Here is an 18,982-nt window from a genome sequence, read left to right on the forward strand (position 1 = left end):
TTGCCCCGTCCCTGCCCCTCAACCTGCAACCTAATTAGGGAAGCACCTTGAAGACCTTATAATCTGGGGTCGTGAATCTACCGTGGAAAAAGAATGACAAAAAGTCCAAGGCAGCTGAGGCAGCTAACGCTGACGCAACCAACGCCGGAGACGTAGCCACCGACGCGACCGCATCCAGCGGGGCCAAGGGCACCGCTTCGGAGTCTCAGCAGCCCGAGAAGAAGCACAGCGGTGCTTTTACTCCCAAGAAGGGGCGCCCCACTCCGAAGCGCAACGAGGTTGAGCGCGAACGCGGCATCCGCCGTGGCCCGGTCGAGGCGCCGCTGACCGCTAAGGAAGCTCGCCAGCGCCGCAAGGAGCTCAAGGCTTCCATGTCCAAGGAAGAGCTCAAGGCCGCCAAGGCACGCGAGCGAGCAGAGCGACGTGAGCAGCGTCGCATTGCCGACGAGCGCATGGCCGCCGGCGATCCGCGCTACATGCTGCCACGCGACCAGGGCGCTGAGCGCAAGTTTGTCCGCGACTGGGTTGATTCCCGTCGCTTCCTCGCTAACGTGTTCCTCCCGTTCGCGCTGATTCTGCTGCTGATTATGATGATTGGCACTTCCCTGCCGAAGCTGGCCAACATCGCATCTCTCATCGCGATGGTTCTCATCATCGCCCTGATTATCGAGGGCATTTACATCGGCCGCCGTGCCATCAAGTTGACGCGTGAGCGCTTCCCGAAGACCACCGAAGGGGCCTGGGGACTGGGCTTCTACGCTTACTCCCGCGCTTCTCAGCCGCGTCGTCTGCGTACTCCGCGTCCGCAGGTCAACATCGGCGACGAAATCAAGTAGCCTCATCTGCCATGCGCACTTTGGTTCTCGGTGGCGCCCGCTCAGGCAAGTCCTCATGGGCTGAGCACGAGCTGCTGGCCACCGCCGCAGCCTCAACCGGCGGTGCCTCAGATGCTGCAGCCTCAACGGTGTTGCATTACATCGCAACAGCACGGCCCTGGCCCGGTGATAGCGATTTTCACTCCAGGGTCGAGGAGCACCGCATTCGTCGTCAAGCACAGGCAAAAGAGCACGGAGTGGCCTGGCACACGGTTGATGACGTCGATGCGGTGGAAGCTCTCGCGTCGCCGGAGCGGCGCATGCTGCTGGACGATGTCGGCACCTGGCTGACGCACATCATCGACGCGCAGGGGCTGTGGGAGGCGCCGAGGGGCAGCGTCGCGCCGTGGACGCACTCGCTTGTCGACGCCGTGCGCAACTTCCCCGCAGATTCCGACCTGTTCATTGTGTCGCCCGAAGTGGGCTTCGGTGTCATTCCCGAACACCGCTCAGGGCGGCTTTTCCGTGATGAAATTGGCCTTCTCAACCAACAGCTCGCAGCTGTCTGTGATCGTGTTGTCCTAGTTGTGGCTGGCTGCCCCATGGAAGTCAAGGCGGCGAACTAGATTCACTCCACGCCGCTTCCCCTATGACGGTCTGCCTAGCAATGCGAATAACTGTGCACCAATGGTCGGTAGACAAATCGTTTTCGGGTAGCGTTTGAGAGTATGAACGCGGATTATTTTGGACCGGTAGCACGCCCTGACGAAGAGACTGAACAGGCCGCCCGCGCGCGCCATGAGCAGTTGACTAAACCCGCAGGCTCACTTGGCCGGTTGGAAGAACTCGGCATTTGGATTTCGGCGTGTCAGGGAGAATGCCCTCCGCGTGACCTGGACGATTGTCGTGTTTATGTCTTCGCTGGTGACCACGGTGTTGCCCAGGGCGGGGTGTCCGCGTACCCGTCCGAGGTGTCTATTCAGATGCTTGCCAATATCGAGGCAAAGGGTGCCGGCGTGAACGCTATCGCTGACATCGCGGGAGCCACTGTTACCGGTGTGGACATTTCCCTCGACCACGATGCCGAAGGGCCATACCGTATCCGTCGCAGCTGTGGTTCTATCGACCGCGAGGATGCGATGAGCGAGGAGGAGGTCGATAAGGCCATCCGCACGGGCATCGCGATTGCCGACGCCGCCGTTGATGAAGGCGCTGACCTGCTCATTGCCGGCGACCTGGGCATCGGAAACACCACTCCAGCCGCGGCGCTGATTGGTGCCGTGACAAACTCCGAACCGGTGGTCGTCGTCGGCCGAGGCACTGGCATTGATGACGAGGGGTGGAAGCTCAAGGTCGCTGCCGTACGCGATGCCATGTTCCGCGTGCGTCGCCTGCGCAATGACCCGGTTGAGGTGCTCCGTCGTATTTCCTCGCCGGATATGACCGTGATGGCCGCGTTCTTGGCGCAAGCAGCGGTTCGTCGCACTCCTGTGATTTTGGACGGAGTGGTTGTCACATCCGCTGCTCTGCTGGCTGACCAGCTCGCTCCGGGCGCCCGCGATTGGTGGGTCGCCGGCCACAAGTCGGCAGAGCCCGCGCACGCGCTTGCCCTTCGACACCTGGATAAGGAACCACTTCTCGAATACGGGATGCGTCTTGGCGAAGGCTCCGGCGCCGTCGCTGCCCTACCGCTGGTCAAGTCCGGCGTATCGGTCCTGCGCAACATGGCTACTTTCGCCGACGCAGGCGTAAGCACCAAGGACTAATCGACTTGTCCGACAAAGCCGGCCCGTCTCGCCAGGACAACCTCGACGGCGATCCCTCTGCTCACGGCAATGCCGTCGCTGAGGCCATCACCACTGCCCTGTCCTGGCTCACCATCCTGCCCTTCAAAGGCGCGAGCGTGTTCGACCGCATCACCGGCCGTCGCGCCATCGCCGCACTGCCAGTAGCTGGGCTCGTTCCTGCCGCGGGTGCAGTTCTCATCACGGCGGCGCTGTTCGCAACGTCGTCGTCACGCACGCCCACGCTTTACGACGTCACCCCGATCCTCGGCGGCACCCTGATTATGGTGGCGGCACAGATGTTGACCCGCGCGATGCACCTGGATGGGCTGGCGGATGTGGCGGATGCCCTCGGCTCGTATAAGCCGCCGGAGGGGGCGCGGGAGGTGCTGCGCGATCCGAGCACCGGCCCAATGGGCGTGGGCTCCATCGTGCTGACGATGTTGACGACGACGACTGCTTTTGCCGTGATTGTGGCTAGTGTGCTGTCGCAGTGGTCTGCTGGTCAGATGTGGCCTGGTGTGGTTGCGCTGTGCTTGCCTTTTGTAGCCTCTCGCGCGGCAGCAACGACTGCCTGCTGGCGCGGCTTTCCGCCTTTTTCGAACAGCGGCTTCGGCTCTCTGACTGCCGGTACTCAGTCCACAGTCACGGTGACCTGCTGGTGGATACTGCTGCTCGCTGTGTCGGGCTGGGTGGTTGGGCTCGTGGGCGTAGTCGCTTGTGCACTGAGCTTTGGCGTTACACTGCTGCTGACGCGGCATTGCGTGAAGAGGTTTGGCGGAGTCAACGGCGACGTGTTTGGTGCGGTCATTGAGATAACGTGCGCTGTCTGTGCCGTGGCACTTGCCATAGGGTTCTAGCAGGGAAAATGCGCGCATTGCCCCCGTTGGGGTTTTCTTTAAAAAGAACTATTGACGGTCGCTTTGACGCGGACGTATTCTGAGGGCACACCGCCGGGAAGGCGGAGTACAGGAGGCTCGTTTCGGGGCTCGCCCAAATTATTTTGCGCCGACCGTTTGCCGGGGCGCCAAGAACGAGCACACCTTCTAGCCTCCCAGCTAATTAAAAAAGCGCGTCCCGCCGCAGCGATGCACGGGACGCGCTTTTCTTTGTTGGGGTGACACTCCCGGGGTTTAGGTTCAGCGGGGGCTAGTGACTGCGGTTATGTTAGCGACAGCGGGCCAATGCGAGTTACTGACTGCGTTTATGTCAAAAATGGTCCGAAAAATGGCTTGAAAGTGTCATAAACTCACACAGTTTCACATCTGCAGCCCTTAATTCTTGGAGTTGTCAGTTCTTGCGGCTAAGTAGCAAAAAATGTGCCCGCCAGCGATACGCCAAGCGGACACAATTTTCCTGTCTGCCCCCTGCCCCCCCTGCTCAGGAACTTCCTGATCTTACGGTTTGTCTACTCCTTGCGCTTCTTGTTCTGGTAGACGATTGCGCCGGCAATGCCGATAAACACGGCGACCACTGCTACAACGGTGCCAATGACCAACGGGCTCATGCCCTCATCTTCCATGTCCGACGAGGATGCGGATGCCTGAGAATCCGTATCCGAGGAGTCAGATTCATTCGACGCATCTTCTGACGAGTCCTTTGACGATTCCTGTTCCGGCTCTCCCTTGGCCAGAATCGGCTTATCGGATGGAGTCGGGCCGTTCTTGTCAGTCGGTCGCCAGTCAGGCCCCTTAGTTGGCTTGTTGTCCAGGAGGAATGCGAGCTGGAACGGCTGATCGATGCCACTGACCTCTTCATCCGGGCGATAGTTAGCCATTCGGACAGTCGCGTAGTAGTAGCCGGCGTTGGCTACAGGTCGTCCTCCAACATTAGATTCTCGGTTGTTGTATTCGACCGGACGATCTGTTGACAAGTTCAGGTCCTCGGAATCCTGATAAAAGTGCATTGTTCCATCCGCCACGGAAACCTCGAATGGATTCAACAGCGCAACTCCCATGGAATCGGCATTATCGCGCTCCGAATTTCCAGTGCGGGCAGCAATCACTGGTCGCTGACCCCACTCCACAGGGATCTTGTAGAACTTCTGTTCACCGGGCACGATTGTGTCAGAGATGGTATCCCCAGATTTAACTTCCGGCGCTTGGGCTGCGTTATTGCCACCGTTTACGGGCTTGGCCTCTCCAAAAGTGGCCTTTTTGTAGGCTTTGTCCCCAGTCGAGGAAGACCGTCCTTCATTTAGCTTGTCAGCATCCTGCTTCTTCAGCACTGGCTCAAACTGGACGCTAACCTCGACCTTCACCGGTTCATCACGATAGTCCGCTACTGAATCACCGTCATAGACCCACACGTTGTTTGCGACGAGCCACTTGGTTTGATCGCAACTGGATTCGATGCGGTCACTATCCCATGCAAGAATGCTTGCATCAGCCGAAGTTGGAGTCCACGAATCGGCACTAGCTTCGGCGCCAGTCAGCGACCCCATACGACCGTCGTCCTGGCATTTTCCGCCAGTTTCATTGATGATTTCGTCAACTTCAGTTCGGACATCCTGCTGGCCCTTACCCTCAGCATCGATATTCGCTAACACCTTTGAGGTAACAATCGCGTTGTGTCCCTTCGGCACCGCGATTCGGTAGTAGAGCGGGGTGCGGTCCTGGTTGGCGACCTCGGGCACCAGCGTGGTCTGGTACTTGCCCTCACCGAGCCACTTCGCGCCTTCCTTAGTCTCGGAGAACTCGAACGGAGTACCCGTAGTTTCGTAGCCCTGCACTGACCGCTGAGTCAAAAACTTCATGTGGTCTGCGAGCTGGGTGGCATCGTCCGCAGTCATGCTCTGTCCACCGGATACCTGCGCAACGCACTCAAGCTCAGCGCGAGCTTCTTCATCGACCTTGAAGCCCACTGTGTGAATCGTCAGGCCAACACCCTGCCCTGCCAGTTCCTTCGCAACCTCACACACCGGTGGCGGCGCGCAGGTGTCGATACCGTCAGAGACCAAAATAATTGACCGCTCACCGTCTGGGCCAAGCTCATCAGCCGCCTTACGCAGTGCATTGCCGATCGGCGTGTAGCCCTGAGCTTCCAACCCGGCAATCCTGCTCTTCAGGCCTTCTTTGTCGACCTTTTGGACAGGCGACAGCACCTCGATGTCCTGGCAACCACGTTCGCGGTTGGATTCATCACTGGATTCGCGCTGGCCATAAACCAGCATGCCAAGCAGCGCATCATCCGGGAGGGAGTCAATCAGCTCCGTGGATGCGCGCTTTGCCGCATCGAGGCGGGTGCCTCCGGCGTCGTCGGCAAGCATCGAACCAGACAGATCCATGATTAGCTCTGCTTTTGCTTCGCCCGTACCCCCTTCGCCCGTAGGAGCGGGCTGTTCCACCCCGGACGGCGAAGGCGAATCTTGGGCTGCCGCCACCGGAGCCGGAATCGCACTAAACCCAATCGTCCACGCAGCCAACAACAGAGCGACAACGATGGTTACCCTTAGGCGCTTTGAACTACTTGACGAAAAACTATCTTTAAAAAAGTCTTGAACTACCACCATCACAGCGCCTCAAACTGTTTTCCCAACTACAAAAATCAATCGTGTTGGTAGTTTTTCACAGTGACCCCGGTCACGCTAGAGGTGTTTTTAACGGCTAAACAAATGCCGTCTGAACAATTCATGAACCATGAGAAAATCGCACAGCCGTTGGGGAGCCAGCAAAGCAAAAACGCAGCCCCTGACCAGCGAATACTGACCAGGGGCTGCGAAAGTACTAATTCTAGTAACCACTATTAAATTTTTCTTAACCGACCTACGCCGAAACTAAGCCTCAACGAGCTTGTAAATCCAACCGTGGGTGTCCTCAACCTCGCCGTGCTGGATACCGGTCAGCCGCTCGCGCAGCTTCATGGCCCACTCACCGGTCTCGCCGCCGTTGATCTCGAACTCGCCCTCAGCGGACTTCACAAACCCGACCGGGGTGATGACTGCAGCAGTACCGCAGGCGAATGCCTCGCCCATAACACCGGAGGTGGCATCATTCTTCCATTCCTCGGTGGAAATGCGACGCTCCTCGACATTCATGCCCAGATCCTGAGCAGCCTGCAGCAGCGATGCCCGAGTAATGCCCGGCAGCAGCGAACCAGACAGCTCTGGAGTCACCAGCCGAACACCAGCGTCAGCAGTCTCATCCGGGTAGATGAACGCCAGATTCATGCCGCCCATCTCCTCGATGTACTTGCGCTCGACAGCGTCCAGCCACACAACCTGGTCGCAGCCCTTTTCCTCTGCCTGCTGCTGAGCCGCCAGCGAAGCTGCGTAGTTACCTGCGAACTTCGCAGCACCGGTGCCGCCCGGCGCGGCACGCACGTACTCGTGGGAGATCCACACGGTCACCGGGTTAATGCCACCGGAGAAGTACGCGCCGGCAGGTGAAGCGATGAGCAGGAAGGTGTAAGAGTTCGACGGGTGCACGCCCAGGGTGCTCTCGGTGGAGAACATGATTGGACGCAGGTACAGGGATTCTTCGCCACCAGCTGGCGGCACCCATGCTGCATCGGCTTCAACCAGCAGGCGAATTGCCTCGAGGAAGGTCTCCTCCGGCAGCTGCGGCATTGCAATGCGGTCAGCGGAGCGCTGGAAGCGACGGGCGTTCTGCTCCGGGCGGAAAGTAACAATGGAACCATCCGGCATGCGATACGCCTTCAGGCCCTCAAAAATCGACTGCCCGTAATGCAGGACCGAAGAAGACGGCTGCATTTCAATCGAACCGTATGCCTGCAGCTTGGCGCCATGCCAGCCTTTGTCTGCAGTCCAGTCAATTCGGACCATGTGGTCGGTGAAGTGCTTACCGAAACCAGGGTTGGCCAAAATCTCCTCGCGCTCGGCATCAGAGAGTGGATTCGGGTTACGTTCGATTGCAAATTCCAAAGCAGACATGTCTTTCATCCTAAACCGTCGAGGATCGAGTCGTATCAATACTCGCCCCCGAAAGACCGTGTTAGTCAGGGCAATGTCAGCGTCGCGGGCACTAGGCGCGGGTACATTCCAATAGTCGTGGCGCTGGCTCGTCAGTCCGCTGTCCAGGGGTGAAGGACACGAACCGGCAAATAGGGATACGGTGGTGTACCACATAGTACGACTACAAGGAGATGCAACTACATGTCAGTCCCCGCTAACAATGATTCGGCACAGCTCGGTGCCTCTCGCAACGCCGCTGTTTTGTCCAATTACCTGCCGGCTATCGGCACTCGCGTGGTCATCGCTGCCGACAACTCTCTGCCCGCGGACGCCGACGCGGTCCTCGTCGCGCTTATCGACGGCGAGGATGGCCTCGAGCTGGTCGCACCCGAGGCCATCGGTTCGGTTGCAGAGCAGCTGCTCGCCTCCTTTGAGGCAGTCTCCGCCAGCGCTAAGGCCGAGTCCGTGACCACCATCCCGGCTCCTGCTGGCCTGGATGTCGACAGTGTCACGGGCGTTGGCGTGGGTTCTGAGGACCTGGATGCCGAGGACATCCGCCGTGCCTGCGGCGCCGCTGCGCGCCGTATGACCAAGGCCAAGGTGGTCTTTAACACTCTCGGCGCCATCGATCCGCAGGCTGCAGCCGAGGGCTTTGCGCTGGGCGCTTACGCTTACTCCGGTCAGAAGAGCGACGAAGAAAGCAACGAGGCCACCCAGAAGGTGGTTGTGTTGGGCGCTGATGACGACGTCGTAAAGCGCGCTTCGGCAATTGTAGATGCCGTTGCCACCGCGCGTGACTTCGTCAATACAGCATCGTCGCACCTCTACCCCGAGACGTTTGCTGACGCTGCTGCAGCGCTGGGCCGTGCCGCGGGGCTCGAGGTCGAGGTGCTTGACGACGACGCTCTGCGCGCCGGCGGTTTCGGAGGCCTCAATGCCGTGGGTGGTGGATCCTCGCGCGGGCCGCGCCTGGTACGCCTGATCTGGAAGGGCGATGAGTCGGCAGAGAATTCGCTGGGCCTGGTCGGTAAGGGCATCACCTTTGATACTGGCGGTATTTCGCTGAAGCCGGGCGCCAGCATGGAGAACATGATCTCCGATATGGGCGGCGCTGCGGCTGTTATTGCCACAGTCGTCCTGGCTGCTCGCCTAGGTGTATCCACCCCGGTGACCGCAACTGTTCCAATGGCGGAGAACATGCCGGGTGGTAAGGCGTACCGTCCGGGCGACGTCATTACGCAGTACGGCGGTAAGACCATTGAGATTCTGAATACCGACGCTGAGGGCCGCCTCGTACTCGCAGACGCCATTGTCCGCGCCTGCGAAGACAAGCCGACTCACCTGATTGACACCGCTACCCTAACCGGTGCGCAGCTGGTCGCTCTTGGCGAGCGCACCCCGGGCGTCCTGGGTAACGACGAGTTCCGTGACCGTGTTGCAGAGCTGTCTCAGAGCATTGGTGAAAATGGTTGGGCAATGCCGATTCCAGTTGAGCTAGCAGAGGCCCTGAAGTCGCCGGTGGCTGACCTGCGGAATGTCACGAACTCTCGCTTTGGCGGTATGAGTGTTGCAGCTGCATACCTGCGCGAATTCGTTGGCGAGGATGTTGAATGGGTTCACATCGACGTTGCCGGTCCGGCCTTCAACACCACCGGGGAGTATGGTTATACCCCGAAGCGGGGCACTGGTGTTCCGGTTCGGACGATGTTCTCTGTGATTGAGGATTTGGCAACGAAGTAGCCGGTCATCCGACTGCGCCCCGCCCGGCTGGAATCCTGGCTGGAATGAGCTATTCCACGCACCAGTCGAAAGCGGGCGCAGCCCACGGGGCAAGCAGAGTTTTCAACCTGTAAGCTAATTTGTAATAACCGTCTTAAAACGAGATTTCTTAACTTTTCGAGGAGTGCACAAACATGGCGACCTCTATTGAGATGCCGGAGCTCGGTGAATCAGTTACCGAAGGCACCATTACCACCTGGCTGAAGAAGGTCGGCGACACCGTCGAGGTCGACGAACCGTTGCTCGAGGTTTCCACCGACAAGGTCGACACCGAAATTCCATCTCCGGTCGCCGGTGTTCTCACCGAGATTCTCTTTGAAGAAGACGACACCGTCGATGTTGGCGAGGTCATCGCAAAGGTCGGCGAGCCGGGCGAAGAGCCGGAAGGCGCTGACGATTCCGCTGAGGAGACCGAGGAAGAGGCTCCGAAGGAAGACGCTGAAGAGCCAAAGAAGGAAGCACCGAAGGCTGCCTCCGGTTCCGCTACTGACGTTGAGATGCCGGAGCTCGGCGAATCCGTCACCGAAGGCACCATCACCACCTGGCTGAAGAAGGTCGGCGACACCGTCGAGGTCGACGAACCGTTGCTCGAGGTTTCCACCGACAAGGTCGACACCGAAATTCCTTCCCCAGTCGCAGGCACCCTGCTCGAGGTCCTCTACGACGAAGACGACACCGTTGACGTCGGCGAAGTCATCGCTCGCGTTGGCGATGCAGACGCTGCTCCGGCCGCCAAGGAAGAGGCCGAGGAGGCATCTGCCGCAGTCGAGAAGGACGAGGAGCCAGTAAAGGCTAACGAGGAGACTGAGGAAGACTCCACTGACGTTGACGCTGGCGACGCTACTGACGTTGAGATGCCGGAGCTCGGCGAATCCGTCACCGAAGGCACCATCACCACCTGGCTGAAGAAGGTCGGCGACACCGTCGAGGTCGACGAACCGTTGCTCGAGGTTTCCACCGACAAGGTCGACACCGAAATTCCTTCCCCAGTCGCAGGCACCCTGCTCGAGGTCCTCTACGACGAAGACGACACCGTTGACGTCGGCGAGGTCATCGCTCGCGTTGGCAGTGGCCAGCCAAAGAAGGCTGCACCGAAGAAGGAAGCTCCAAAGGCTGAATCCAAGCCGGAGCCAAAGAAGGAAGAGCCAAAGGCAGAGTCCAAGCCGGAGCCAAAGAAGGAAGAGCCGAAGAAGGAGACTCCGAAGGCTGAGGCTCCGAAGGCTGAATCCAAGCCTTCCGCTAACAAGGACGTTCCTTACGTCACCCCGCTGGTCCGCAAGCTGGCTGACAAGCACGGCGTTGACCTGACTAAGGTCGAGGGCTCTGGAATCGGCGGCCGCATTCGTAAGCAGGATGTTCTGCGCGCTGCCGAGGGCGGCCAGGAGACTACTGCTGAGTCCGGCTCCAACTGGTCCACCAAGGGCGTTCGCCCTGAGCTCGCTGAGCTGCGCGGCACCACCCAGCGTGTCAACCGCATCCGCGAGATCACCGCTGCCAAGACCCTCGAGTCTCTGCAGACTTCCGCACAGCTGACCCAGGTCCACGAGGCCGATATGACTGCCATCTGGGATTTGCGCGCTACTAAGAAGGCTGAGTTCGGGAAGAAGCACGGCGCAAAGCTGACCTTCCTGCCATTCTTTGCAAAGGCAATCGTTGAGGCTCTGGTCAGCCACCCGAACGTCAACGCTTCCTGGAACGAAGAGACCAAGGAGATTACCTACCACGAGCAGGTCAACCTGGGTATCGCTGTCGATACCGAGCGGGGTTTGCTCTCCCCGGTCATCCACAACGCTCAGGATATGTCCCTGCCGGAGCTGGCTGCTGCTATTGCGGACATCGCAGACCGCGCTCGCAACAACAAGCTGACCCCGAACGACCTGTCCGGCGGCACCTTCACCATTACCAACATCGGCTCCGAGGGCGCTCTGACCGACACTCCGATTCTGGTTCCGCCGCAGGCCGCAATGGTCGGCACCGGCGCGATTAAGAAGCGCGCAGTAGTCGTCACCGAGAATGAGGCAGATGCCATTGGTATTCGCGCCATGGTCTTCCTGCCAATTACCTACGATCACCGCCTGATCGACGGCGCTGATGCAGGTCGCTTTATGACGACCGTTGTTGACCGCCTCGAGGTTGCTAACTTCGAATCGGATCTGCAGCTCTAAGCAGCTTGCTCCCTTCCTGGGGTAGTAGCGCCGCGGGAATCTAGCTGGCTTGCTAGCAGGAGGTTCTGCCTCTTCCCTGCCCGCGTTAGTCGCACTTTGCGGCTGACGCGGGTATTTCTTTTGCCGCATTCGTCCCGCAGTTGAACCTAATCAGCGATTCCTTCAAATGCGCAGGCCCCCTATTCTTGGCTAGTGCTCAGATTTCACGTAGCCACACATAGCTAGCAAAGGCTCCATCGGCACAAAGAATTAACGTGCTGTTATTGCGCCGTTAAGCCATTAGCAGACAGCGGGAGGGTCGAACCGAAAGCAAAGCTGCAAGTAGCAAATGCGCATACTTTTTGTCCTGCCGAAATGCGAGAACACCACACACCCCCGCACACAGTTCCGGCTATCGCTTTCAGCTACACCGACGAGAGCTGAAGATAGCGATAATTAAATTCATTATTTGTTAACCTCGCCGTCACCTAGTTAGCAATTAGCCTTTACCAATCTAAGAAATCATTAGACAGCAGGCTTCTTTGGCGTGCCTATTTTTGCTCTCTGTACGTAACTTAGAAAGGTGGAGCATGTCCTCGGCTCCAGCGAATACTAGTTCGTCGACCGGGACCACATCATCTGAGCAATCGAGCTCCTCAGATAAGTGGTGGCACCTCTTCTTCGGCGGGCTTCTCGCAATCAACATCGTAATTTTTGTCTTCTGGGCTTATGACTTTGTGGGCCCGCAGGCAAATACGGCAATCCTTCTGATTACCATCGCGTTCGCCGTCTTCATGGCGTTCAACATCGGCGGTAACGACGTTGCTAACTCCTTCGGTACTTCAGTCGGTGCCGGCACCCTGAGCATGAAGCAGGCGCTTGTTGTCGCTTCAGTCTTTGAGGTTTCGGGCGCCGTCCTCGCTGGTGGCGAGGTTACTGACACCGTCCGTTCCGGCATTGTGGACCTGAACGCAATCCACGGTTTGGACCCGATGGAGTTCGCCTTCATCATGATGTCCGCGCTTCTCGGCGCGGCAGTGTGGCTCCTCGTTGCCACCCGCATGGGTTGGCCAGTTTCCACTACCCACTCCATCGTCGGCGGTATCGTCGGTGCCGCACTGACGGTCGGTTTTATCACCGGCAAGGGTGGCTGGAGCATGGTCCAGTGGGATCAGATCGGTCAGATCGCCGTTTCTTGGGTCCTCTCTCCGCTCCTCGGCGGTTTGGTCGCGTTCCTCCTGTTCGGCGGCATTAAGAACTCGATTCTCGTCTACAACGACAAGGCTTCCAAGCAGCTGCAGGCCATCCACCAGGAAAAGGCGGACCTCAAGGCGCAGCACCGCGACGACTTCGAAAAGCTCCCTGAGCACGATCAGATCTCGTACACCAACGCGATGCTTCGCGACGCGACGACGATGCGTGACAACGACTGGACTCCGGATGACCTGGAGTCTGAGTACTTCCGCAAGCTCGTCCACATCGAATCCAAGGTTGATGATGTCCGCGCTCACCGTGCGCTGGAAGCTTGGGTTCCGGGTCTAGCAGCCCTGGGCTCTATTGTCATCTCCGCGATGATGCTGTTCAAGGGTCTGAAGAACCTTCACCTAGGGCTTTCCAGCCTGGACAACTTCCTGATTATGGGCATGATCGCCACCGCAGTGTGGCTTGCCGTTTACATCTTCGCGCGTACTTTGAAGCGTCAGGATTTGGATCGTTCCACCTTCCTGCTGTTCAGCTGGATGCAGGTCTTCACCGCTGCTGCGTTCGCTTTCTCCCACGGCTCGAACGACATCGCTAACGCGCTTGGCCCGTTCGTGGCAATTCTGGATGTTCTCCGTACCAACGAGATCTCTTCCGAGTCCGGCGTCCCGCTGGCAGTCATGACCACCATGGGTGTCGCTCTCATCTCCGGTCTGTGGTTTATCGGCCGCTTCGTTATCAAGACCGTCGGATCCGGCCTGACTGAGATCCACCCAGCATCGGGTTTTGCCGCAGAGCTTTCCGCTGCTGTGGTCGTTATGATTGCTTCCCTGCTGGGTCTGCCGGTTTCCTCCACCCACATTCTGATTGGTGCCGTTCTCGGTGTCGGTATCGTTAACCGTGCCGCTAACTGGAACCTGATGAAGCCGATTGGTTTGGCCTGGGTTATTACCCTTCCGGCCGCTGCAGGTATCTCGGCAATCACCGTTTCCATCCTCCGCGTCGTCTTCGGCTAAGCCCACAAAAGCACGCCACTTTTACCCCGGTGGTCACTTTCTAGTGACCACCGGGGTATTTTTACGTCTGGCGCTATCCAAGTAAGTTTGGCGCTATCCAAGTAACAAGTAATCTGAGGCCTACAGAATTTCGGCGTATCCTATAGGCCACCATGACTGCCCCAAGAAAACCTTTTACTCGCGCAGATAAATCCATTCGGGAATCAAGCTCCGACATCGAGATTCAACATCTCGGCCTTGTCGACTACGAAGAGACCTGGCACCTACAGGCAGACCTTGCTGCCAAGCGTGCGAAAGACCTAATTCCAGATCAGGTTCTCGTGCTTGAGCACCCGAGTCTTTACACAGCAGGAAAGCGCACCCAGCCGGAGGACCGTCCTACCAATGGGTTGCCGGTCGTCGATGTCGACCGCGGTGGCCGCATCACCTGGCACGGCCCGGGCCAGCTTGTGATGTATCCCATCATCAAGCTCGCTCAGCCGGTCGATGTGGTGGACTACGTCCGCAGACTGGAAGAAGCCCTCATTCAAACCGTTCGCCGAGCCGGCATCGCGGCTGCTGGCCGCATCGATGGCCGCTCGGGGGTATGGGTTCCCGCATCAAACGGACTGAGCGACCGAAAGATTGCGGCACTGGGAATCCGCGTGACCCATGGTGTAACCATGCACGGACTCAGTCTGAACTGCGACAACTCTATGGAGTTCTACAACTACATCATCCCGTGTGGCATCTCCGATGCTGGAGTGACCACCCTATCCCGGGAGCTTGACCGAAATGTTAGCGTGTCAGAGATGACAGAGCCGCTTCTGGCAGATTTGCAAGATGCTTTGGAAGGCCGTTTGACCGTTGCCGACCATTCCTTCGGCTCCGCGCCCGACCCCACGAAGGACCTGCCACACCGGGTGAAGCACAACTCCACCACCGGCATATTCGAGTACTCATCAACAAAAGAGTAGGATGAAACTGTGACTGTTAAGCCAGAAGGACGTAAGTTACTGCGCGTCGAGGCACGAAATGCCGAGACCCCTATCGAGAACAAGCCCCGGTGGATTCGCAACCAGGTTCGTCCGGGCCCCAGCTACAAGGACATGAAAAACCGTGTCTCGGGTGCCTCTTTGCACACGGTCTGTCAGGAGGCTGGCTGCCCGAACATTCACGAATGTTGGGAAGACCGCGAGGCCACCTTCCTCATCGGCGGCGATAAGTGCACCCGCCGCTGCGACTTCTGCCAGATTAACTCAGCCAAGCCCGACCCATTGGATAAGGATGAGCCGCGTCGTGTTGCGGAATCCGTCCGCGAGATGGGTCTTCGTTACGCCACTATCACCGGTGTCGCCCGCGACGATCTGCCCGACGGTGCATCCTGGCTCTACGCTGAGACCTGCCGCCAGATCCACGAACTCAACCCGAATACCGGAGTCGAGCTCCTTGTCGATGACTTCCGTGGCGACGAATCTGCAGCACAGCAGGTATTCGACGCCAAGCCCGAGGTTTTCGCCCACAACGTGGAAACGGTGCCGCGTATCTTCAAGCGCATCCGCCCCGCATTCCGCTACGAGCGTTCCTTGGAACTCATCACTCGCGCTCGCGAAGCTGGGCTAGTTACCAAGTCCAACCTCATCCTGGGCATGGGCGAATCCTACGACGAGATCATCTCCGCTATGCAAGATTTGCACGATGCCGGCTGCGATATTCTGACAATCACTCAGTACCTCCGCCCCACTCCACTGCACCATCCAATTGAACGTTGGGTTAAGCCGGAGGAGTTCGTCAAGCTCTCCAAGACCGCTGAAGAGATGGGCTTTGCCGGCGTCATGTCCGGCCCGCTGGTCCGCTCTTCCTACCGCGCTGGACGGCTCTACGCCCGCGCACTGGCGCACCGCGGTCAGGAGCTGCCTGCGCATCTGTCCGCGCTTGCCGACGACAACGACAACAACCTCGCGCTTCAGGAAGCCTCGACTCTGCTTGACCGCTATGGCGCATCGGAGGATACGCCAGTCACTTCGGCTATTCCGGCTTCCTAGAGGCTGACGGCCACAGCGCCGTCGTAAAGCGAAACGGCGCTACGGCGCGGTCTATTGCCTAAAACTACATCGCATGCCCTAAAGTTGGTGATTATGGCGACCAATGATGCGAAAGAAATGAAGAAGGCGAACCGCGCCGCCAAGCGCGCTCAGCGTAAGCAGACTCGTAGCCAGATGTGGCAGGCGTTTAAGCTGCAGCGCTCGCGGGACAACAAGCTCGTGCCTTACATGGCACTGGGCTTCTTCGGTCCGATCATCCTGCTGTTACTGATTGGTCTGCTCATTGGTGGAGTCTGGCCCTGGATTCTGACGATTATTGGTATTTCGATCGGCTTTATGGTCGCGATGTACATCTTCTCTAAGCGTCTTGAGGCCTCCTTCTACACAGAGGCGGAAGGCCAGGCCGGCGCTGCAGCGTGGACGCTGGACAATATGCGTCAGGGCGTTGGCTATGTCTGGCACGTCAAGACCGGTGTTGTCGCTAATCAGCACATGGATGCTGTTCACCGTGTTATTGGTAACGCCGGTGTTGTGCTGGTCGGTGAAGGTGATCCGAACCGCGTCAAGCAGATGATTGCTCGTGAGAAGAAGTCGCTGGCACGCATTGCGGGCGAAGCGCCGATTTACGACATGATTGCTGGTAGCGACGAGGGCCAGGTCCCGCCGAAGAAGCTGCAGCGCGAACTCATGCGTTTGCCGCGCAACCTGAATAAGGATCAGGCCAACGCTCTGAATGAGCGCATCCAGTCGATGGACCGTATTCGCGATGCGCGCGCGAACATGCCCAAGGGTCCAATGCCGAAGGGCGCTAACCCACAGGCCGGCATGAACCGTCGTGCGCGCCGTGCCGCCAATCGCGGCAAGAAGCACTAGAGGTTTTAGCTAGGTTTCACCAGGGTCGGTTGCTCGGGCAACCCGCCGAGGGGCAATCTAGGTTGAAGCAGAAAAAAGGGGCTTTCGGGCCCCCTTTTTTTGTGCTTTAAAGCTTTAAAACGATGCCTAAAGCCATGTCTTCACACACAGTTATTGATGTCTTGTTGAAGTGATTGCTCTCACTTATCACGCTGTCAGCAAAGGTCGTATCCTTGCTGGAAACAATGCTTAATGAAGATTACTGCTAGTTGTGCCACCATGGGATATGTGCAACTCTTGGCTGAAAATGAACTCTTAGCGCTTCTAGTGATTTTGTTTCTTGGCCTGGCAATTGGCCAGATCAAGATCTTCGGCTTCAAGCTTGGCGTGGCTGCCGTCCTCTTCGTCGGCCTTATCCTCGCGACTATTGAGCCGGAAATTCAAATCTCCCCGTTGATTTACATCGTGGGCCTGGCATTATTCGTCTACACCATCGGGTTGGAGGCGGGCCCCGAGTTCTTCAGCTCGTTACGCTCGCGCGGTATCAAGCACAACCTGTTCGGCATTGGTGTGCTCGCAGTTGTCACTATCGAGTCTTTCTTGCTGATCAAGTTTTTGCCTATCGACCCGGTGGAGGGCGCAGGCGCCTTCACAGGCGCCCTGACCAACACCCCGGCTATGGCCGCAATCGTCGATGCTCTTCCTAGCCTCATTTCGGATAAGGGCGAGCTGGCCGCTGCCCACGATATGCCGGTGATTGGTTACTCCCTGGCCTACCCAATCGGCGTGCTGGCAGTGATTGCCTCTATCGGTATTATGTCGAAGGTCTTCCGCGTCGATCACGACCAGGAAGCTATTGACGCAGGTGTCGCCGCGCTTCCGCTACATACTCGGGACATCAAGATTCTCAAGGACGACCTGCCTTCCATCACTGACCTTCCGTCGAAGTTCGGTTTGGACATTACGGTTTCGCGCATTGAGTACAAGGGCCACCTCTACATTCCGTCTCCGGGTGACACTGTCTCCGTCGGCGATATTATTTCCGTCGTCGGTACAGAGGAAGAAATTGCTCGTGCCGCCGAGTACATTGGCGAGCTTATGCCGGGTGATCCGACACACGACGGTCGCCTGGACTTCCGTCGCATCTTCGTCTCTGCATCTGACGTGGTCGGTGTACCCATTGCGGAACTTCAGACTCGCATGGACGGCATAATCATTACGCGTATTCGCCGCGGCGACCACGACATCGTCGCAGAGCCAAACATGCGCCTAGAGCTTGGTGATCGCGTCCGCGTAGTTGCACCGCCAGAGAAAATCAAGGACGCAACAAAGTTCTTCGGCGACTCCTACAAGAAGCTTTCCGACGTCAACCTCTTGCCCCTCACCCTTGGGCTTACGCTGGGTGTCTTGGTGGGTCTCATCAAGATTCCGCTTCCGGGCGGCAGCTCGCTCGCCCTGGGATCCGCTGGTGGTCCACTGGTTGTGGCGCTGATTCTGGGTGCTGTCGGTCGCACTGGCCCGTTGGTCTGGCCTATCCCCTACTCGGCCAACCTGGCGTTCCGCACCATGGGTCTAGCACTGTTCCTGGCAGGTATCGGCACCACTGCCGGTAAGGGATTCCAGGCTGCGTTGTCTGACCCGGCATCACTGACAGTTCTGGGTCTTGCCGCCATCATCGCGTTTAGCTCCGCACTGTTGACCCTCATTGTCGGTCACCGTGTGCTGAAGATTCCATTCGGCCAAACTGCGGGTATCCTCTCGGGCTTGCAGACTCACCCGGCAGTGCTCTCATACGTCAACGACCAGGCCAAGAACGAGTTGCCGGCAATGGGATACACAACGGTGTATCCAATGGCCATGATCATGAAGATTATTCTCGCCCAGGTCCTGGTCGTGTTGGTGCTATAGCGCTAACCCAAAATGACGGCCGTGCCAGTGGCACGGTCGTGCATGCCGCGCATATCCGAGTCGGTGATTGCTGGCGGCAGCAAGAAAAGAGTAAGCAAGCTGCGGAAGAAGGCACGAACAAAGCCAACTCGCTCGCCGGGCTTGTCCACGCGAGCGACACCCATCTTCATCATCCACTGGCCCGGAGTGCGGGCGAACAGCCAAACCGACACCGTGCCAATAATGAGGAAGACAACTGGCGAATAGGTCGCAAGGAATGACTGCCAGGCGATAAACGAATCCCCGAACTGGTCAATCTGCGCCTCGCTCGGGCCGAAGAACATCGAAAAAGCGCCGGCAATCATCAAGGAAATAATCCAGTCAATGAGAATGCCGCCGACGCGACGCATCAACGTCGCTTGCGATCCTGGGCCATCGGGGGCAAGACCCAATGCCTGGCCGGGATAGTCCGAGAGCTTGTCCGGATTATCGAACTCTCCCGGAATCTGAGGGCCATCTAGCCAACTGTGCTTTTCTTCCATGTGTTCATAGTCTAATGCAGCAATCCG

The 18,982-nt window shown here is 58.3% G+C and carries 14 protein-coding genes; 11 read left to right on the top strand and 3 right to left on the bottom strand.

Going from position 1 to position 18,982, the window contains the following annotated elements; translation table 11 throughout:
* Nucleotides 1-71: 71 nt before the first annotated feature.
* From HMPREF2920_RS06010 to HMPREF2920_RS06025, 4 genes are all read left to right on the top strand, one after another.
* Entirely contained in the window at nt 72-836 is a 765-nt protein-coding gene (locus HMPREF2920_RS06010; protein WP_016423034.1) for a DUF3043 domain-containing protein, read from the top strand.
* Between the two features lie 11 nt (nt 837-847).
* Nucleotides 848-1,441, top strand: coding sequence for a bifunctional adenosylcobinamide kinase/adenosylcobinamide-phosphate guanylyltransferase (locus HMPREF2920_RS06015; protein WP_049190511.1), 594 nt, complete (start codon nt 848-850; stop codon nt 1,439-1,441).
* Nucleotides 1,442-1,543: 102 nt separating this feature from the next.
* A complete protein-coding gene (gene cobT / locus HMPREF2920_RS06020) occupies nt 1,544-2,581 on the top strand; it encodes a nicotinate-nucleotide--dimethylbenzimidazole phosphoribosyltransferase (protein ID WP_049190512.1) in 1,038 nt (345 codons plus the stop codon).
* 5 nt (nt 2,582-2,586) lie between these two features.
* Nucleotides 2,587-3,459, top strand: coding sequence for an adenosylcobinamide-GDP ribazoletransferase (locus tag HMPREF2920_RS06025; RefSeq protein WP_070549814.1), 873 nt, complete (start codon nt 2,587-2,589; stop codon nt 3,457-3,459).
* A 548-nt stretch (nt 3,460-4,007) separates the two neighbouring features.
* Here the strand turns inward: HMPREF2920_RS06025 and HMPREF2920_RS06030 are convergent.
* Together HMPREF2920_RS06030 and HMPREF2920_RS06035 are read right to left on the bottom strand one after the other, a co-directional pair.
* A complete protein-coding gene (locus tag HMPREF2920_RS06030; RefSeq protein WP_080969607.1) occupies nt 4,008-6,110 on the bottom strand; it encodes a vWA domain-containing protein in 2,103 nt (700 codons plus the stop codon).
* Between the two features lie 264 nt (nt 6,111-6,374).
* The gene (locus HMPREF2920_RS06035) at nt 6,375-7,490 is read right to left on the bottom strand and encodes a branched-chain amino acid aminotransferase (RefSeq protein ID WP_049190520.1); all 1,116 of its coding nucleotides are present in this window, start codon (nt 7,488-7,490) and stop codon (nt 6,375-6,377) included.
* Between the two features lie 222 nt (nt 7,491-7,712).
* On the opposite strand from HMPREF2920_RS06035, the gene HMPREF2920_RS06040 reads away from it, so the two are divergent.
* From HMPREF2920_RS06040 to HMPREF2920_RS06070, 7 genes are all read left to right on the top strand, one after another.
* A complete protein-coding gene (locus HMPREF2920_RS06040; RefSeq protein WP_083308199.1) occupies nt 7,713-9,251 on the top strand; it encodes a leucyl aminopeptidase in 1,539 nt (512 codons plus the stop codon).
* A 173-nt stretch (nt 9,252-9,424) separates the two neighbouring features.
* Entirely contained in the window at nt 9,425-11,455 is a 2,031-nt protein-coding gene (gene sucB, locus HMPREF2920_RS06045) for a 2-oxoglutarate dehydrogenase, E2 component, dihydrolipoamide succinyltransferase (protein WP_070854088.1), read from the top strand.
* Between the two features lie 569 nt (nt 11,456-12,024).
* Nucleotides 12,025-13,650: an inorganic phosphate transporter gene (locus HMPREF2920_RS06050; RefSeq protein WP_016423042.1), complete on the top strand. Its 1,626-nt coding sequence runs from the start codon at nt 12,025-12,027 to the stop codon at nt 13,648-13,650.
* A 152-nt stretch (nt 13,651-13,802) separates the two neighbouring features.
* Entirely contained in the window at nt 13,803-14,606 is an 804-nt protein-coding gene (gene lipB / locus HMPREF2920_RS06055) for a lipoyl(octanoyl) transferase LipB (RefSeq protein ID WP_049170215.1), read from the top strand.
* Between the two features lie 9 nt (nt 14,607-14,615).
* Nucleotides 14,616-15,674 carry a lipoyl synthase gene (lipA, locus tag HMPREF2920_RS06060; RefSeq protein ID WP_049189578.1) on the top strand — a complete coding sequence of 353 codons (1,059 nt, stop codon included), beginning with the start codon at nt 14,616-14,618 and terminating at the stop codon, nt 15,672-15,674.
* A gap of 93 nt (nt 15,675-15,767) precedes the next feature.
* Nucleotides 15,768-16,547: a DUF4191 domain-containing protein gene (locus tag HMPREF2920_RS06065; RefSeq protein ID WP_049170211.1), complete on the top strand. Its 780-nt coding sequence runs from the start codon at nt 15,768-15,770 to the stop codon at nt 16,545-16,547.
* Nucleotides 16,548-16,814: 267 nt separating this feature from the next.
* Nucleotides 16,815-18,434 (top strand): aspartate:alanine exchanger family transporter, encoded by a 1,620-nt coding sequence (locus HMPREF2920_RS06070; RefSeq protein ID WP_172954657.1) that lies wholly within the window; start codon nt 16,815-16,817, stop codon nt 18,432-18,434.
* Between the two features lie 2 nt (nt 18,435-18,436).
* Here HMPREF2920_RS06070 and HMPREF2920_RS06075 read toward each other — a convergent pair whose 3' ends face one another.
* The gene (locus HMPREF2920_RS06075) at nt 18,437-18,955 is read right to left on the bottom strand and encodes an RDD family protein (RefSeq protein WP_016423046.1); all 519 of its coding nucleotides are present in this window, start codon (nt 18,953-18,955) and stop codon (nt 18,437-18,439) included.
* Nucleotides 18,956-18,982 lie beyond the last annotated feature (27 nt).

This window comes from Corynebacterium sp. HMSC075F02, assembly GCF_001838335.1.
Classification (GTDB): domain Bacteria; phylum Actinomycetota; class Actinomycetes; order Mycobacteriales; family Mycobacteriaceae; genus Corynebacterium; species Corynebacterium jeikeium_D.

Bases quoted from the DNA above. Each gene is read 5' to 3' on its own strand.
- HMPREF2920_RS06035 (WP_049190520.1), bottom strand. From the start codon at position 7,490: ATGTCTGCTTTGGAATTTGCAATCGAACGTAACCCGAATCCACTCTCT.
- HMPREF2920_RS06075 (WP_016423046.1), bottom strand. From the start codon at position 18,955: ATGGAAGAAAAGCACAGTTGGCTAGATGGCCCTCAGATTCCGGGAGAG.
- HMPREF2920_RS06030 (WP_080969607.1), bottom strand. From the start codon at position 6,110: ATGGTGGTAGTTCAAGACTTTTTTAAAGATAGTTTTTCGTCAAGTAGT.
- lipB (WP_049170215.1), top strand. From the start codon at position 13,803: ATGACTGCCCCAAGAAAACCTTTTACTCGCGCAGATAAATCCATTCGG.
- HMPREF2920_RS06050 (WP_016423042.1), top strand. From the start codon at position 12,025: ATGTCCTCGGCTCCAGCGAATACTAGTTCGTCGACCGGGACCACATCA.
- cobT (WP_049190512.1), top strand. From the start codon at position 1,544: ATGAACGCGGATTATTTTGGACCGGTAGCACGCCCTGACGAAGAGACT.
- HMPREF2920_RS06040 (WP_083308199.1), top strand. From the start codon at position 7,713: ATGTCAGTCCCCGCTAACAATGATTCGGCACAGCTCGGTGCCTCTCGC.
- sucB (WP_070854088.1), top strand. From the start codon at position 9,425: ATGGCGACCTCTATTGAGATGCCGGAGCTCGGTGAATCAGTTACCGAA.
- HMPREF2920_RS06015 (WP_049190511.1), top strand. From the start codon at position 848: ATGCGCACTTTGGTTCTCGGTGGCGCCCGCTCAGGCAAGTCCTCATGG.
- HMPREF2920_RS06065 (WP_049170211.1), top strand. From the start codon at position 15,768: ATGGCGACCAATGATGCGAAAGAAATGAAGAAGGCGAACCGCGCCGCC.